The sequence below is a fragment of the Modestobacter muralis genome, from assembly GCF_010682105.1.
GTDB lineage: Bacteria > Actinomycetota > Actinomycetes > Mycobacteriales > Geodermatophilaceae > Modestobacter > Modestobacter muralis.
Map to the genome: position 1 here is coordinate 54,634 of NZ_JAAGWH010000003.1, position 14,434 is coordinate 69,067.

Genomic DNA, 14,434 nt, shown 5'->3' on the forward strand with positions numbered 1-14,434 from the left:
CAGCCTGCTGAGCCCGCGCGGCACCGACGTCCGCTCGCCCGTCCCGTCCGCCACCGGAGCACCCGGTGGTCTCCCTCCCGAGGTCCTCATGCGCCACTTCGACAACCTGACCGGCGCCGACGAGGGGCGGCTGTTCGCCCTGCCGCCGCAGCCCTTCACCGCCGCCGACGACCCGGCCGTGCTCGGCCTGGCCCTCGGCGCGACCCTCTACAGCCCGGCCACCCGGCCCGCGCTGGCGACGGACGTCGCCCGCAACCGGGCCGCCGGCGTGCTCAGTGCCGTGCTCTGCCTGGAGGACGCGATCGCCGACGCCGACGTCCCCGCGGCCGAGCAGAACGTCGTCGCCCAGCTGCACGAGCTCGCCGCCACCGCCCCCGACGGGCCGCTGCTGTTCATCCGGGTGCGGTCGCCGGAGCAGGTGCCGGCGATCGTGGCCGGGCTGGGCAGCGACCTCAACGTCCTCACCGGCTTCGTGCTGCCCAAGTTCACCGCGACCACGGGCCCGGCGTTCCTCGCCGAGGTGGTGGCCGCCAGCGAGCGCACCGGCCGGCTGCTGCGGGTGATGCCGGTGGTGGAGTCGCCGGAGGTCGCCCACCTGGAGACCCGGGCCGCGGCGCTGCTCGGCATCCGCGACCTGCTCGCCGCCCACCGGGAGCACGTCCTCGCGGTGCGGATCGGCGCCACCGACCTGTCGGCGACCTACGGTCTGCGGCGCAGCCGCGAGCTCACCGTCTACGACGTGCGGGTGCTGGCCGACACCATCGCCGACATCGTCAACGTCCTCGGCCGCGCCGACGGCACCGGCCACGTGATCACCGGTGCGGTCTGGGAGTACTTCTCCAGCCCCGAGCGGCTCTTCAAGCCCCAGCTCCGGCAGACCCCGTTCGACGAGCACCAGGAGCGCGCGCTGCGCACCGAGCTCATCCGCCGCGACCTCGACGGCCTGATCCGCGAGGTGGTCCTCGACCGGGCCAACGGGCTGAGCGGCAAGACCGTCATCCACCCCTCGCACGTCGCCGCGGTGCACGCGCTGTCGGTGGTCACGCACGAGGAGCACAGCGACGCGGTCGCGGTCCTCGGCACCGGCGCCGCCGGCGGGGTGGCCGCGTCGGCGTTCCGCAACAAGATGAACGAGTCCAAGCCGCACACCGCCTGGGCGCTGCAGACGCTGCGTCGGGCCCAGGTCTTCGGCGTCGCCCACCCGACGACGTCCTTCGTCGACCTGCTGGGCGCCGCCCTGTGACGGTGTGGAGCGGGCAGTGGACCGCCGACCGGCTCGGCGCCCGGCTCACCACCACCGCAGGCGTCGGCGGCCTGGTCGCCGAGGACCTCGTCGGCATGGCGCTGCGCCGCAACCCGCGGCGGGCGCACCTGCTGGTCAGCCGGGTGCTGGGCAAGCACGTGCCGACCGACCCCCGGCTCGTGCACGGCACCGGCCGGCTGCTCGGCGCCCTCGTCGCGGACCGGCTCACCGGCGCGCCCACCGGCCTCGGCGAGGAGGGCGGCGCGCTGGTCGCCGCTGCGCTGCGCGGCACCGACGGCACGGCGTCGTCCCGGCTGCTGGCCGCCGTCGACACGCACCGGAGCACCGCGATTGCGGACGCGCTGGTGCTCGGCTACGCCGAGACCGCCACCGGCCTCGGGCACTCCGTGGCCGACCAGCTCCGCGCCCCGTACCTGCACTCCACCCGGCGGCCGGTGCCCGGGGTGACCCCGGTCGGGGCGTTCGAGGAGCAGCACTCGCACGCCACCAGCCACCTGCTGCTGCCCGAGGACGCCGGCCTGCTGGCCGGCCCACGCCCGCTGGTGCTGGTCGACGACGAGCTGTCCACCGGCGCGACGGTCATGGACACGATCCGCGCCCTGCAGGCGGTCGCCCCGCGGCAGCGGTACCTGGTCGCCGCACTGGTCGACCTCCGCACCGCCGCCGACCGCGCTGCGCTGGCCGCGTTCGCCGACCGCGCCGGCGTGCAGGTCGAGGTGGTCGCACTGGTCACCGGGGAGGTCGCGCTGCCCGCTGACGCGCTGGCCCGGGGTGCGGCCCTCGTGGAGCAGCACGGGCGGCCCCTGGTCGCCGTCGCGGCCGGCCCGGTCGAGGTCCGGACGGCGACCGGCTGGCCCGACGGCGTCCGCGACGGGGGGCGGCACGGCTTCGCCGACGCCGAGCGCCCCGCCTTCGACGCCGCGGTGGCCGCTGTGGCCCGGCAGCTGCTGCCCGGCCTGCCCCGGACGGCGGGGGAGCGGCTGCTGGTGCTCGGCACCGAGGAGCTCATGTACCTGCCCACCCGGCTGGCCGCCGAGCTGTCCGCGCTGCTGGCCGACGACGGCGTGGAGGTGCTCTTCAGCAGCACCACCCGCTCACCGGTGGTGCCGGTCGACGAGCCCGGCTGCGCGATCCGCACGGCCCTGGCCTTCCCCGCCTCCGACGACCCCGCCGACGGCCCGGGGCCGCGGTTCGCCTACAACGTCGCGCCGGCCGCCTGCGGCGCACCGTTCGACGCGGTGCTGCTGGTGGTCGACGACGCGCACACGGGCCGGGACGCCGAGCTCCGGGCCCGGCTCGCCGCGGTGGTGGCGGGGCCGGTCACCGTGCTCACCGTGCCCAGCTCCCGCCCGGGCGCCCGGTGACGGGCACGCTGCCGGCGCCGCTGCACGGACCGGCGTTCGGCTCCTACCGCGCCGAGGAGGTCAGCTGGCTGCTCACCGACCTCTCCGGGGCCGACCTGGAGGCGCCGGTCGAGGAGCGCGAGGAGGCGGTCCAGTCCGGTACCGCCCACTACTCGGAGTCGCTGCCGGTCGAGTACCAGCCCGGGCCGGCGTACCAGCAGCTGTTCGACCGGGCGCTCACCGCCTCGGCCGGGACGCTCGCGCACGCCGTCGGGCTGGTCACCGAGCTGGTGCTCACCGAGCGGGCGCGGCCGCCGGTGCTGGTGTCCCTGGCCCGGGCCGGCACCCCGGTGGGCATCCTGATGCGCCGCTGGGCCCGGGCCGCCCACGGTCTGGACCTGCCGCACGCGGCGATCTCGATCCTGCGCGGGCGCGGCATCGACCAGGTCGCGCTGGCCCACCTGGCCGCCACGCACGACCCGCGGGACGTGGTGTTCGTCGACGGCTGGACCGGCAAGGGCGCGATCACCCGCGAGCTCACCGCCTCGGTGGCGCAGGCCAACACCGCGCTGCCGGCCGGGCGCGGCTTCTCCGCCGACCTCGCGGTGCTCGCCGACCCCGGCTCCTGCACGTCGCTCTTCGGCACCCGGCGGGACTTCCTCATCGCCTCGGCGTGCCTGAACTCCACGGTGTCCGGCCTGGTCTCGCGGACCGTGCTCACCGACCGGCTGATCGCACCCGGCCAGTTCCACGGCGCGAAGTTCTACGCCGAGCTCGCACCGGTCGACGTCTCGGCCCGGTTCCTGGACACCGTCAGCGACTCCTTCGCCGCGGTCGCCGACCAGGTGGCCGCCGACCTGCCGGCGCTGCGGGCCACCGACCGCACGCCGACCTGGTCGGGCTGGGCGACGGTGCAGCGCCTGGCCGCCGAGCACGGCGTGGCCGACCTGAACCTGGTCAAGCCGGGCGTTGGGGAGACCACCCGGGTGCTGCTGCGCCGGGTCCCGGAGAAGGTGCTGGTCCGCCGGGACGCCGTCGCCGACCTCGACCACGTGCTGCTGCTCGCCGAGCAGCGCGGCGCTGCGGTCGAGCTGGTCGAGGACATGGCCTACGCATGCGTCGGCCTCATCCGCCACTTCGGGAGGGACGCGTGACCGGCACGCTCGTCGCCAGCGACCTGGACCGCACGCTCATCTACTCCGCCGCCGCCGCGCCGTCCGGGGGCCTGGTCGCCGACCCCGACGGGCCCGGCACCGACGGGCTCGTCGCCGTCGAGCGGTACCGGGACCGGGACGTCTCCTTCATGACCCGCCCCGCCGCCGCCGCGCTGGCCGAGCTCGCCCGGGCGCAGGTCGTCGTCCCGGTCACCACCCGCACCCCGGCACAGCTGGCCCGGGTGCGGCTGCCCGGGCCACCACCCCGGTACGCGGTCGCCGCGAACGGCGGCGTCCTGCTGGTCGACGGGGTCCCCGACCCCGCCTGGGACCGCCGGGTCGCGCGCGAGGTGGCCGCGGTGGCGCCGCTGGCCGCGGCCCTCGCCGAGCTGACCGACCTCTGCCGCCCGGAGTGGGCCGGGCAGCCCCGGGTCGCGGCCGACCTGTTCTGCTACGTGGTCGTCGACCGGCCGGCCGTGCCCGCCGGCGCGGTCGAGCGGCTCACCGCCTGGGCGCAGGCCGGCGGCTGGTCGGTGTCGCTGCAGGGCCGCAAGGTCTACCTGGTTCCGCAGCCGCTGCGGAAGTCCGCGGCGGCCCTGGAGGTGGCCCACCGGATCGGCGCCGACGTCGTCCTGGCCGCCGGGGACTCGCTGCTGGACGTCGACCTGCTCGCCGCCGCCGACCGCGGGGTGCACCCCGGGCACGGCGAGATCGCCGCCAGCGGCTGGTCCGCGCCGTGGGTCGAGGCGCTGACCAGCACCGGGGCGGCCGCCGGTGCGGAGATCGTGGCCTGGTTCGCCGCGCACACCGAGGGTGTGGCGCCCCGCGCCCGCACGGCCACCGGCTGACTCGTGGCCCGGGCGCCGGGCCGCCGACCTGAGAGCCGGGCGGGGGCGTGGCACCGTTGTGGCAGTGTTGTGGGCGTCGGTGCCCGCGCCCGCCGCGCGCGGTGCGCCCCCGCCGGGCCAGCTCCGGCACGCAGACCCAGCACCTACGCCACCGAGCACCCACGCCACCCAGCACGCAGACGACCCTGCCGCGGACCACGCGGCGTCCGACCACTCCCGAGCGAGGCACGCACCCGATGAGCACCGACGGCAGCACCCACCCCACCGAGCACGGCTCGGCCGGGCCCCTCCCGCAGACCCCGGCCGGCGCCACCTCCGTGGGCACCCCGGACGGCACCCCGACCCCCGGTCTGCACGCCCCTGGCAGCGACGGCACCGCGTTCCCGGACGCGACCGGCTCCGGCACGACCACCCAGGGCAGCATCGGCGACGGCAACCCCGACGCCGGCGAGCCCGGCTGGGTCGCCCGCAACACCAACGCGCTGATCTCGGCGCTGCTGGTGGTCATCGTGGCCGCCCTCGCCATCGCCGCGGTCGTCCTCTACCGCAACCAGCGGGACGACGCCAACGCCGACACCGAGGCCGCCGTGACGAGCTTCCTGTCCGGCCAGGACCTCGAGGTCGAGACCATCGACTGCACCGGTGACACCTGCGCGGTGATCGTCGGCGGCCAGGCCGCCACCGTGCTCGTCCAGGAGGACGACGAGGGCGACCAGCACTTCGGCGTCAGCGCCTACAGCGGCGACTGACCTCCCCCCGCACGACGAACGCCCCGCTCCCGGGTGCCCCGGGGCGGGGCGTTCGTCGTCGTGCCGGGGATCAGCTGCGGGACAGCACCGGCTGGGTCTTCGCCCACTGCAGGAAGCGGGCGGCCTCCTGCAGGTCGGGCAGCTCGTTGCCGACCAGCGACCGCAGGAGGTCGTTGCTCCAGACCGCCAGCCGCCCGACCGTCCACGCCGACTTCTCCACCGGCGGCAGGTCCAGTTCGAAGACGGCCTTGACCAGCTCCTTCTTGCCCCCGGCCGCCGCGGAGTACTTCACGATCGGCAGGAAGCGCTCCGGCTCCACCACGCACAGCACCTTGGTCAGCAGCGACTCCTTGAAGGAGGGGAAGCCCAGCCCCTTCTTGGTGCCGTCGACCAGGTGGGTCATCCGGTCCTCGAGCTTGAGGCTCTCCGGGCCGAACAGGAGGTACTCGATGGTGGCGCGCACCTGGGTGGCGGCCTTGTCCGGGCCGGCGGTCTTCCACGCCCGGTTGAACCCGGAGATGTTGCCCGGGTCTGCCACGGTCGTGGAGTTGGCGAAGTGCAGCAGCTGCTCGGACGTGGCCGACGACAGGCCCTCACGGGTGAACAACGCGGCGTAGCGCTCCCGGTAGGCGGCCACGGCGGGGTCGGGCTCGGGCCGCTCCATCAGGAACTCCGACGTCAGCAGCATCACCCGCTCCCGCACGTCCGGGCGCACGTCGGCGGCGGTGGGGAACGTCGCGTGCAGGGACTCCGACGTCTGGACGGCGGGGCGGGCCGGGTCGCGCCGGGCCTCACCACGCAGCCACTCGTTGCCGCAGTCGTTGCAGTGGATCAGCAGCCGGCTGTCCGGCTGCGGCGTGCCGTTGATGTCCTCGGAATCGCAGGTGGGGCAGGTGATCAGTGCCAAGGGAGACCCGTTCGTCGGCGACGAGTCGGCGAGTGCGTCGTCGTCGGTCACCTCACAGGGTCCCACGGATCGTCGCCGGGCCCGAGAGGGCCGACCCACGATCCACCCGGAGGAGCTGCCGCCGGCGGGCGGGTGTCGCCGGGACCACTCCCGCGCCGGGTCCGGCCGGGCGTGCCCGCACGGGATGATGGGGGCGATGGCGCACACCCGGCACGACGCCCTGCAGCTCCCGCTGCCGTTTCCGGCGACCCGCCGGCAGCGCGTCGAGCACGGCGCCCGCCGGGCCGGTGACCTGGCCGCCGCGGCGCTGCACCTCCTCGTGCGCTGGGTGCTGCGGATCGCGCTGCCGCTGGTCTGCGCGGCCGCGGCGCTGCAGGCCTTCCCGTACCACGCGACCGTGCAGGGCGTGCCCTTCGAGGTGCAGGGCTCGCTGTTCTCCCGGCCCGGGCTGAGCGCGGACACCACGCTGGGCAGCTGGGAGTTCCCCACGGTCAGCGGCGTGCCGTTCGGGGTGCACATCAGCCCCGAGGACGTCGACGTCCTGGCGCTGACCAAGCTGGCCGGCGGCGACGTCCCCAGCTTCGTGCAGCGGCTGCAGGCCGACCTGACCGGGCAGGCGCCGGAGATCATCGGCTGGCTGGTGGCCGAGTTCCTGCTCGGCCTGGCCGTCGGGCTGGCCATCGCCGCGGCGGTGAACATGTCGGTGCGGTACCTGCGCGGGTGGCCGCGCCGGGCCGGCGAGCTGCGGCGGCGGGTCCGCCAGGCCGGCACGGCCGCCCTGGTCACGCTGGCCGTGGCCGCCTACGGGGCGCTGAGCTACAACCCGAACTGGGTCCGGGAGTCCCAGCTCACCGGCACGCTGGCCGCCGCGCAGCTGTTCCCCAGCGAGCTGAGCGCCTACTACTCCCAGCAGTCCAAGGCCTTCGACGTGCTCGGCTCGGTCGTGGGCATCCAGGCGGCGCTGCAGGCGCAGATCGAGGACGACCAGACGCCGGAGACGGCACTGCAGATCATGACGATCGCCGACATGCACCTGGCCGCGAACTACCCGCTGGTGGCCCGGTACGCGGCCAACTACGACGTCGACCTGATCGTCAACGCCGGCGACGAGAGCGAGTTCGGCACCGCGGCCGAGCTGACGCCGTCCTACCTCGACGCCGTGCGGTCGCTCACCGACACCACCCCGATGCTGTGGATCGCCGGCAACCACGACTCGCCGGCGACCGCGCAGGTGATGCGCGGCATCCCCGGGGTCACCGTGCTCGGCACCAAGACGACGCTGGGCGGCGGCGGGTACCGGGTCACCGCCGGGGTGGTCGACGCCTTCGGGCTGACCATCGCCGGGCTGTCCGACCCCCGGGTCTACGGCGCGACCGGGCCCTACGGCGCCGACGACGCCTCGGTGGTCGAGCCGCTGCAGCGGGAGACGGTGCGCGCCGCCGTCGGCTCCGCGGAGGAGGACGCCGAGGCCACCACGTCGGCCGCCCGGTCGTCGGCCGCCGCCTCGTCCGCGGCTGCCCCCTCGTCGTCGGACGCGGCGCCGACGGGCGACGTGCCCGCCGAGGCACGGCCGATCGACCTGTTCGCCGTCCACGAGCCGGTCGCCGCCGAGGAGCTGCGCGAGGTGCTGCCCGACCGCGTCCGCCAGACCGTCTCCGGCCACGTGCACGCCCAGAACGACAGCGACGACGTGCAGGCCGGCGACGCCACGATCGACCTGGTCGAGGGGTCCACCGGTGCCGGCGGGCTGGACAACCTCGTGCGCGGCACCGAGCGGCCGCCGATCGAGTTCAGCATCGAGTCGGTGTCGGCGGACTGCCAGTTCACCCGGGTGGTGCGCTTCTCGATCGCGTCGGCTGCGCCCGTGCTCGGCGGCGCCCCCGAGGACGTGACCACCCCGCAGGCGTTCGGCGACGACGTCACCGCCTCGACGCTGTACTTCCGGCCGCAGGACGTCGCCCCGGACCGGGTGTGCGGCCCCGAGCTCGGCGTGGGCCCCGAGGAGCCCTGGCCGGGCAGCTGACCTGCGCGGCGCCTCCTGCCGCGGGATGACCGGCACCCCCTCCCAGGGGTGGACCCGCGGCCGCCCCGGAGTCACTCCCCAGGGCGATCACAAGATCGTCTTCGGCCCGGATGCTGGACGTGTGCCCCGGTCGGGGCGGTGCGGTGCCCGGGAGGAGGAAGTCGATGGCGTCAGGTCTGCTGGACAGCCCGGAGGTGAGCCGGCCGCCGGTGCGCGCCCGCCGGGGCCGTCTGCGCCGCGGTCTGCGCCGGGTGCTCGTGGCCCTCCTCGCCACGCTGGCGCTCGCCCTCGGCGTCGGTTGGCTGGTCACGCCCTCGGTCGACGACGCCCCGGAGCGGGTCACCGCCTTCCTGATGGAGCACCAGGCGCCGGCGCTGACCGTCGCGCCGGCACCGGAGCTGCTGGCGGCCCTCGTCGCCACCGAGGACAGCAGCTTCCACACCAACCCCGGCATCAGCCCGACCGGCGTCGTCCGCTCCTTCCGCGGCCTGGTCACCGGCACCGACGAGGGCGGGTCGACGCTGTCGCAGCAGCTGGCCAAGAACCTCTACCTGGACGGGCGCAACGGACCGGCGCAGAAGGCCGAGGCCGTCGTCCTGGCCCTCAAGCTCGACGGGGCGTACAGCGAGACCGAGCTGCTCGAGATGTACCTGGACGACGGCTACTACGGCCACGGATTCCACGGCCTCACCGCCGCCACGCAGGGCTACTTCGGGCTCGCCCCCGACGAGCTGACCTGGGCGCAGGCCTCGCTGCTGGCCGGGCTGTTCCAGGCCCCGACCGCCTACGACCCGCTGGTGCACCCCGAGCTCGCCCGCGAGCGCCAGGCGCACGTGCTCGACCGGCTGGTCGACGTCGGCGACCTGACGCAACGCCAGGCCGCCGACGTCGCCGACGACGACTGGGGCCTGGTCGCCGGCTGAGCGCCGGCGGCGTCCGGGGACGCCGCCGGCGTTCAGTTGCCCTTGACGTTGACGACCTGGCGCAGGGTGTGCCGGACCTCCACCAGGTCGGCGGCGTCGGCCATGACCTGGTCGATCGGCTTGTAGGCGTCGGGGTGCTCGTCGAGGAACGCGTCGGAGTGGCCCCAGGCGATGCCGGTCATCCGGCTGTCGAGGTCGGACCGGGTGAACAGCCGCCGGGCCGCGTTGCGCGAGTGGTTGCGGCCCGCGCCGTGCGGCGCGGACATGAGCGCGGGGACGTGCCCCTTTCCGCTGACCACGTAGGACGCCGTCCCCATCGAGCCGGGGATCAGCCCGAGCTGCCCGGGGCGGGCCGAGATCGCGCCCTTGCGGGTCAGCCACACCTGCCGGCCGAAGTGCCGCTCCCGCTCGGTGTAGTTGTGGTGACAGTTCACCGTCTCGAGCCGCTGGACGTCGGCGTGCAGGAACCGGCCGGTCTGCTCGACGACGCGGTCCATCATCTCCTCGCGGTTGAGGTAGGCGAACCGCTGTGCCCAGTTCAGCGCCTCGATGTAGGCGTCGAACTCCGGGTCGCCCTCGACGAGGTAGGCGAGGTCGGGGTCGGCCAGCTCGATGAACCGCTGGCGGCACAGCTCCTGCGCCCGCCGGATGTGCCGCTGGGCCAGCTTGTTGCCCACGCCCCGGGAGCCGGAGTGCAGGAACAGCCAGACCCGGTCGGTCTCGTCCAGGGACACCTCGATGAAGTGGTTGCCCGAGCCGAGCGAGCCCAGCTGCTGCGACCAGTGGCCCACCGCCGAGTCCGCCTGCTCGACCCCGGGCATCGCGCGCAGCTCCTCGACCCGCGCCGCGGCCGTGGCCCGGACCGTGGTGTTGCGGCCCCCCGCCGACAGCGGGACCGAGCGGGAGATCTGCCCGTGCAGCACGTCCAGCGGACGGCCGGCGAGGTCGCCCTGCGTGAACTGGGTGCGCACGGCCATCATCCCGCAGCCGATGTCGACCCCGACCGCGGCCGGGATGATCGCGCCCTCGGTCGGGATGACCGAGCCGACGGTGGCGCCCTTGCCCAGGTGCGCGTCGGGCATCAGCGCCAGGTGCGGGTACACGAACGGCATCGCCGCGGTCCGGACCGCCTGCTCCCGGGTGGTGGGCTCGAGGATGGACGCCCAGTTGAGCAGGCGTCCGTTGATCTTCTCCATGGTCCTTCCGTCTCTCGTCCTGACCCGCCGGGACGACGTACGGACGTCGTCCCGGCGGCTCGTCACTGGCGCCGCGCGGCCGGTGCAGTCAACGCGCCCGCCGCCGGGCACGCACCCGGATTACCCGGACCGGCCCATGGGCACGCTGGGGAGATGCCAGCCAGGAAGAGCGCCGGGATCCTGCTGTACCGGTTCACCGACGGCGTCCTGGAGGTGCTGATCGGGCACATGGGCGGCCCGTTCTGGGCCCGCCGCGACGCCGGCGCCTGGTCGATCCCCAAGGGCGAGTCGCTGCCGGGGGAGGAGCTGATGGACGTCGCCCGGCGCGAGTTCGCCGAGGAGATGGGCTCCCCGGTGCCGGCCGAGGAGTTCCTGGAGCTGGGGGAGCTGCGGACCTCCAGCAGCAAGCTGGTCACCATCTGGGCCGCCGAGGGCGACCTGGACGCGGCCACCACCCGCAGCAACACCTTCCGGCTGGAGTGGCCGCCGCGGTCGGGGCGGGTGCAGGAGTACCCGGAGATCGACCGCTCGGCGTGGCTGCCGGTCGAGCAGGCCCGGGAGAAGCTGGTGCGGGGCCAGGCGCCGTTCCTCGACCGGCTGCTCGCCGCGCTGGCCACCCGGCCCAGCCGGTGACCGGGGACGCGGCACCCGGGTCCGGGCGTTCCGAGCAGCTGGTCACGGTGGCGGCCCCCGCGCCCGTCGGCTGACCCTCCCCGGCGCCGGACGGTTTCTGGGTGCGGCCGGTCGGGCACCGGCTGCGGGGACGCACCGGACGACGAGGGGACGCACCATGCAGGTCGGCTACAAGATCGCCACCGAGGCATTCGGCCCGAAGGAGGTCGTCGCGCAGGCGGTCGCCGCCGAGGAGGCCGGGTTCGACTTCATCGAGCTGTCCGACCACTTCCACCCGTGGCTGGAGGAGCAGGGCCACAGCGGCTTCACCTGGACCATGCTCGGAGCGATGGCGGCGCAGACCTCGCGCATCGGGCTGGCCACCGGGGTGACCGCGCCGATCATCCGGTACCACCCCGCGGTCATCGCCCAGGCCGCGGCGACCACCCAGATCCTGTCGGACAACCGGTTCACCCTGGGCATCGGCTCCGGCGAGCGGCTCAACGAGCACGTCGTGGGCGCCGCCTGGCCGGCCGTGCGGATCCGGCACCACATGCTGCGTGAGGCGCTGGAGATCATCAACCTGCTCTGGCAGGGCGGCTACCAGTCCTACGAGGGGAAGTACCTGACCCTGGAGGACGCCCGCATCTGGGACCTCCCCGAGCAGCTGCCGGTGATCGCCGTGGCCAGTGGTGGGCCGGGGGCCTCCAAGCTGGCCGCGCAGTACGGCAGCGGACTGTTCGCCACCGAGCCGAAGAAGGAGCTCGTCGACGCCTTCGCCGAGCACGGCGGCACCGGCCCGAAGTACGCCGAGGTGCCGATGAGCTGGGCCACGACCGAGGACGCCGCCGTCCAGGCTGCCCTCGAGACCAGCCGCTGGGCGCTCACCGGATGGCCGGTGATGAGCGAGCTGCCCAACCCGGTGAACTTCGACGCCGCCAGCAGCTCGGTGGACGCCGACGACATCCGCGGCCAGTTCTCGGTCGGCCCGGACCTCGACGTGCACGTGCAGCAGGCGCAGCCCTACGTCGACGCCGGGTTCGACCACATCGTCCTGCAGAACACCGGTCCGGACCCCGACGGCTTCCTGGCGGTCTGCCAGAGCGAGCTCATCGATCGGGTGCGCGGGCTGACCCCCTCGTCCTGACCTGCTCGTCCTGACCCGCTCGGGTTGGCGCCCGGCCCGGCGGGGCACCACGGGAGGGTGGGTGCGGGCCTCGAGCCCGCGCCCGTCCACCCGGAGGAGACCACCATGGGACTGTTCAGCGCGATCACCAAGGGCGCCCTGGCCAAGAAGGCCATCGACGAGGCGCGCAAGCCGCAGAACCAGGCGAAGATCAAGGCCGCCATCGCCTCGATGCGCAACAAGGGCGGATCGGGCACGACCGGCCGTCGCTGACCTCGCGGGCCGCTCGTGCCCTGCTCACCACGGTGAGCAGAGCACGAGCGCCGCGGGACCAGGTCAGCCGGCGGCGAGGACGACCTTGCCGATGGTGGCCGAGGACTCCAGCAGCCGGTGCGCCTCCTGCAGCGTCGCCGCGTCGATGGGCGAGAGCCGGGTGGTCAGCGTCGTGCGCAGGGTGCCGGCGTCGACCAGCCGGGCCACCTCGTCCAGCAGCTCGCGGTGCGCGGTGCTCTCCGGGTCGTGGATGACCCGGGTGAACATGAACTCCCAGTGCCAGCCCTGGCTCTTCCACTTCAGCGGCAGGGTGTCCTGCCCCTCGGGCTCGTCGATGGCCACCACGGACCCGCCGACGCCCATCACCCGGCTGTAGATCTCCACCATGCCTGCGGAGAACGGGCTGAAGACGAGGTCGACGCCACGCGGGGCGAGTGCGGCGACCTCCGCCTCCAGGGCGTTGCGGTCGACGACGTGGTGGGCACCGAGCCCGCGGACCCAGTCGCCGGACTCCGGTCGGCCGACCGCGGCGATCACGGTCAGGTCGGTGAGCTGGCGGGCGAGCTGCACCAGGATCGAGCCGACGCCGCCCGCGGCGCCCATGACGAGCAGAGTGCCGGTGCTGTCGGCGGACAGCCGCCAGCGCTCGAACAGCGTCTCCCAGGCGGTGATGGTGGTCAGCGGGAGCGCGGCGGCCTCGGCGAAGTCCAGCGAGACCGGCTTGCGCCCGGCGACCCGCTCGTCGACCAGCTGGAACTGCTGGTCGGACCCGGGGCGCTGGATGGAGCCGGCGTAGTAGACCTCGTCGCCGACGGCGTACGCGGTCACCTCGGCGCCGACCGCGCGCACCACACCGGCGCCGTCGTAGCCGAGCACCTGCGGGCCGTCGCCGCCGGGGAGGGCACCGCCGCGCAGCTTCACGTCGACGGGGTTCACCGAGACGGCGCGCACCTCGACCAGCAGGTCGCGCGGCCCGGGGATGGGGACGTCGAGCTCGACGTCGGTGAGGACGTCGACGGGGCCGCTCGCGGTCGCGACGACGGCCCGGTTCGTGGTGGGGATGTCCATGCCCGCGACGGTAGATCGGGGCTTGCGGTGACCCGCGGCACGCCTCCCCGGCCGGGCGGTCACCGGCCGGTGGCGGCGCCCGGACCGGACGCCGGCCGGCTCAGACGGTGAGCACCCCGTCGGGCTGCTCGGTCAGCCGGCCGCCGGCGAGGCACCGCGTGAGAGCCGCCTCCAGCAGTGGCGTCAGCGCCGAGGGGCGACGGCGGTACCCGAAGACCTCCGCGGTGCGGGCGAACAGCTCCTCGCGCGGCAGACCACCGGCATCCCGGCACAGCGCGACCATCGCGTTGCCGATCTCCCGCGGGGCGACCTGGTCGAGGGGGCGCTCGGCGCTGGTGGCCTGGCGGCGGAACCAGGCCCACGCCTCCCGGTCGGCGCCGGCCGGCCACAGGAACTCGCCGTCCTGCACGCCGGCGGGAAGCAGCGCCAGCAACGCGTCCCGTCGGGCCTCGGTGACCCGGGTCAGCCCGAAGGCGTTCGCGGCGATCCGCGCGAGCCGGTCACGGTGCACCGGCCCCTCGGCCTTGAGTCCGGCGGCGAGCACCCGGCGCACCGTCCGGGCGACGGCCGGGTCGGAGAGCCGGTCGAGCTGGCGCTTCTGCCCGGCGGGCCGGGGCGCCCAGCCGATGAACGGCTGCTCCTCGTCCAGCGGGCCCGGCCGCGGGACCCGCGCCCCGGACCGCGCCGGCCGGGGCCGGACGACGGCTGCCGGCGGGACGGCGGACGCTGTCCCGTCGACGGACTCGGGAGCCGCGGTGTGCACGCCGACGGCCGCGGACGCCGGGACGGCAGCGGACGCCGGGACGGCAGCGGACTCGGCGACGACAGCGGACTCGGGCACGGCAGCCGGGAGTGCCCAGGTGACTGGCTCGGGATGGACGGACGACGGCGTCTCGACGGCGGGCAGGGCCTCTCCGGCCGGCTCCGCGACGAGCTCGGCTTCGGCGG

The 14,434-nt window shown here is 75.0% G+C and carries 14 protein-coding genes; 10 read left to right on the plus strand and 4 right to left on the minus strand.

The window, feature by feature from the left end; genetic code table 11:
* Positions 1-88: 88 nt before the first annotated feature.
* From GCU67_RS00970 to GCU67_RS00985, 5 genes are all read left to right on the plus strand, one after another.
* The gene (locus GCU67_RS00970) at positions 89-1,243 is read left to right on the plus strand and encodes an HpcH/HpaI aldolase/citrate lyase family protein (RefSeq protein ID WP_163609140.1); all 1,155 of its coding nucleotides are present in this window, start codon (positions 89-91) and stop codon (positions 1,241-1,243) included.
* On the plus strand, positions 1,240-2,628 hold the full coding sequence (locus GCU67_RS21110) for a phosphoribosyltransferase domain-containing protein (RefSeq protein ID WP_211660545.1): 1,389 nt from the start codon (positions 1,240-1,242) through the stop codon (positions 2,626-2,628). Before GCU67_RS00970 ends, GCU67_RS21110 begins: the two co-directional genes overlap by 4 nt.
* Positions 2,625-3,761, plus strand: coding sequence for a cysteine protease StiP family protein (locus tag GCU67_RS21115; protein WP_211660546.1), 1,137 nt, complete (start codon positions 2,625-2,627; stop codon positions 3,759-3,761). The genes GCU67_RS21110 and GCU67_RS21115 overlap by 4 nt, the downstream gene beginning before the upstream one ends.
* Complete coding sequence (locus tag GCU67_RS00980; protein WP_211660547.1) at positions 3,758-4,609, plus strand: HAD family hydrolase; 852 nt, start codon at positions 3,758-3,760, stop codon at positions 4,607-4,609. The genes GCU67_RS21115 and GCU67_RS00980 overlap by 4 nt, the downstream gene beginning before the upstream one ends.
* Before the next feature lie 236 nt (positions 4,610-4,845).
* Complete coding sequence (locus tag GCU67_RS00985; protein ID WP_163609143.1) at positions 4,846-5,358, plus strand: hypothetical protein; 513 nt, start codon at positions 4,846-4,848, stop codon at positions 5,356-5,358.
* A 70-nt stretch (positions 5,359-5,428) separates the two neighbouring features.
* Here the strand turns inward: GCU67_RS00985 and GCU67_RS00990 are convergent, their stop codons facing one another.
* Positions 5,429-6,316 (minus strand): hypothetical protein, encoded by an 888-nt coding sequence (locus tag GCU67_RS00990; protein ID WP_211660548.1) that lies wholly within the window; start codon positions 6,314-6,316, stop codon positions 5,429-5,431.
* Positions 6,317-6,461: 145 nt separating this feature from the next.
* Here GCU67_RS00990 and GCU67_RS00995 point away from each other — a divergent pair, with 145 nt between their 5' ends.
* Both GCU67_RS00995 and GCU67_RS01000 read left to right on the plus strand, forming a co-directional pair.
* A complete protein-coding gene (locus GCU67_RS00995; RefSeq protein WP_163609147.1) occupies positions 6,462-8,288 on the plus strand; it encodes a metallophosphoesterase in 1,827 nt (608 codons plus the stop codon).
* Between the two features lie 164 nt (positions 8,289-8,452).
* On the plus strand, positions 8,453-9,211 hold the full coding sequence (locus GCU67_RS01000) for a biosynthetic peptidoglycan transglycosylase (protein WP_163609149.1): 759 nt from the start codon (positions 8,453-8,455) through the stop codon (positions 9,209-9,211).
* A gap of 32 nt (positions 9,212-9,243) precedes the next feature.
* Here the strand turns inward: GCU67_RS01000 and GCU67_RS01005 are convergent, their stop codons facing one another.
* Entirely contained in the window at positions 9,244-10,407 is a 1,164-nt protein-coding gene (locus GCU67_RS01005) for an RtcB family protein (protein WP_163609151.1), read from the minus strand.
* A 153-nt stretch (positions 10,408-10,560) separates the two neighbouring features.
* Here GCU67_RS01005 and GCU67_RS01010 point away from each other — a divergent pair, with 153 nt between their 5' ends.
* From GCU67_RS01010 to GCU67_RS01020, 3 genes are all read left to right on the plus strand, one after another.
* Positions 10,561-11,040 carry an NUDIX hydrolase gene (locus GCU67_RS01010; RefSeq protein ID WP_163609153.1) on the plus strand — a complete coding sequence of 160 codons (480 nt, stop codon included), beginning with the start codon at positions 10,561-10,563 and terminating at the stop codon, positions 11,038-11,040.
* A 157-nt stretch (positions 11,041-11,197) separates the two neighbouring features.
* On the plus strand, positions 11,198-12,166 hold the full coding sequence (locus GCU67_RS01015) for a TIGR03557 family F420-dependent LLM class oxidoreductase (protein WP_163609155.1): 969 nt from the start codon (positions 11,198-11,200) through the stop codon (positions 12,164-12,166).
* 105 nt (positions 12,167-12,271) lie between these two features.
* Positions 12,272-12,418, plus strand: coding sequence for a hypothetical protein (locus GCU67_RS01020; protein WP_163609157.1), 147 nt, complete (start codon positions 12,272-12,274; stop codon positions 12,416-12,418).
* Positions 12,419-12,481: 63 nt separating this feature from the next.
* Here the strand turns inward: GCU67_RS01020 and GCU67_RS01025 are convergent, their stop codons facing one another.
* Both GCU67_RS01025 and GCU67_RS01030 read right to left on the minus strand, forming a co-directional pair.
* Entirely contained in the window at positions 12,482-13,486 is a 1,005-nt protein-coding gene (locus GCU67_RS01025) for a zinc-binding alcohol dehydrogenase family protein (protein WP_163609159.1), read from the minus strand.
* Positions 13,487-13,586: 100 nt separating this feature from the next.
* Positions 13,587-14,434: DUF3320 domain-containing protein (locus tag GCU67_RS01030; RefSeq protein WP_163609161.1), on the minus strand; the 848-nt coding region annotated here is incomplete at its 5' end.